This window comes from Streptomyces sp. NPDC056600 (assembly GCF_042792855.1).
GTDB lineage: Bacteria > Actinomycetota > Actinomycetes > Streptomycetales > Streptomycetaceae > Streptomyces.
The window spans coordinates 1-1,512 of sequence record NZ_JBHTVQ010000133.1 but is presented as its reverse complement, the minus strand read 5'-3'; the positions used below and the strand labels follow the sequence as shown (position 1 = coordinate 1,512).

Genomic DNA, 1,512 nt, shown 5'->3' with positions numbered 1-1,512 from the left:
GTGTCCAGGACCCGATTCCGGTTGGTCGGGGTACCGGCCGGGGTCGCCGCGGATTCCTCAGCGCGGGGCGCCGGCGCTTCCTCGGCCGCCGCTTCGGGTGCCTCCTTCACCAGGGTCAGGCGCGGCCCGCCGCCCGGGTCGGCGGGCTCCGGCGCCAAGGTGGCGACGTGCTGCCACGGGGTCACCTTCGGGAGCGCCTCCACCGCCTCATCCAGGACGTGCCAGATCCGCACCGGGCTGGGTTTGCGGTCCTTGTGCTTGATCAGGGCCCGGCCAGGGATGCCGCCGAGCGTCGACGGCTCCCAGCCCGTCGTCGCCGCGTTCTCGCCGTAGACCACGCGGTCGGACACCGGCGAGTCCACCGTCAGCGACATGACCGTGAGGCTGTTCTCGCTGACCATCGCCGTGACGCCGCCGTTCGTGCGGGACGGGTACTGGGTCGCCCAGATGATCCAGATCCCCGTCGCGCGGGCCAGGGTGTACAGGTCGTCGATCAGGTCGAGGACGTCCTTCCACCGGTTGTCCTTGGCCATCTGGAGGATTTGCCGTCCCTCCTCGATGACGACCAAGAGGCTCGGGTGCTCCGGCGTCGGCACCCACTGCGTGACGTCCGCGATCTCCTGCCGGTGCTGCATCTCCGCGACCAGCTCGCAGATCGCGTCGTAGATCGCCTGCCGGATCTCCTCGTTCGAGCCGCGCTGGTGACCCTCCGTCCGGACCTTCCCCTGCCACAGCCGGGCTTCCAGCCGCTTCGGGTCGAGGAGGATGCCCGCCCACAGCGGGTCGGCCACGGCCTGCATCATCCACGGCCGCCACGAGACGCTCTTGCCCATGTTCGTGACGCCCGCGATCAGCTTGTGCGTGCCCGCCATCGGCACGTCCACGATCTCGCCGGTCACCTCGTCCACGCCGATGCCGGTGTGCTCCGGCGTCCAGGTCATCGAGATGCCGTCCGACGCGGACCGGGTGCGGATCACGATCAGCGCGCGGTCGCCATGGCTGCCATCGCTGATCTGCATCCGCGTCTCGGTCCGCATCCCGAGCAGGGCGCGGACCGCCGCGGACTCGGCCGCGAGCTTCTTCGCCGACCAGCCCTTGCCGTCCAGCCGGACGCCGCACACGATCCCGGCCGCCGTCACTTCGGGCCGCTCGGTCAGCGTGCCGGACAGGCCGCGCGAGTCGGCGTGCTGCACCCAGTACGACGGGTCCAGGCGCTCCAGCAAGCGGCGTTCCTCCGCCGTGACCCCATCCTCGACCTGCACGGAGACCGACCGGCGACCGAGCCACAGCGCCGAGGCGTTGGCCGCGATGACCGCGACCGAGGTGGCCAAAGGCCACGTCTCCCAGTCCGCAGGCGTCGACCACGCGTACGTGCCGACCGCCGCCGGGACGACATGCACGGCGTGCCACCGCCGGGCTACCTGCGCCATCGTCGCCGGGTAGTTCGCCCGCGCCTCCTTCAACGCGGCCCGCGCGGCGATCCGGTGCGACCGCGCCGCCCTGTCCGCCGTC

The 1,512-nt window shown here is 71.8% G+C and carries 1 protein-coding gene; it reads right to left on the bottom strand.

Features of this window, described 5'->3' with window-relative positions:
* On the bottom strand, nucleotides 1-1,430 hold a 1,430-nt coding region (locus tag ACFRAV_RS31300; protein ID WP_382560986.1), incomplete at its 3' end, for a hypothetical protein.
* Nucleotides 1,431-1,512: the final 82 nt, after the last annotated feature.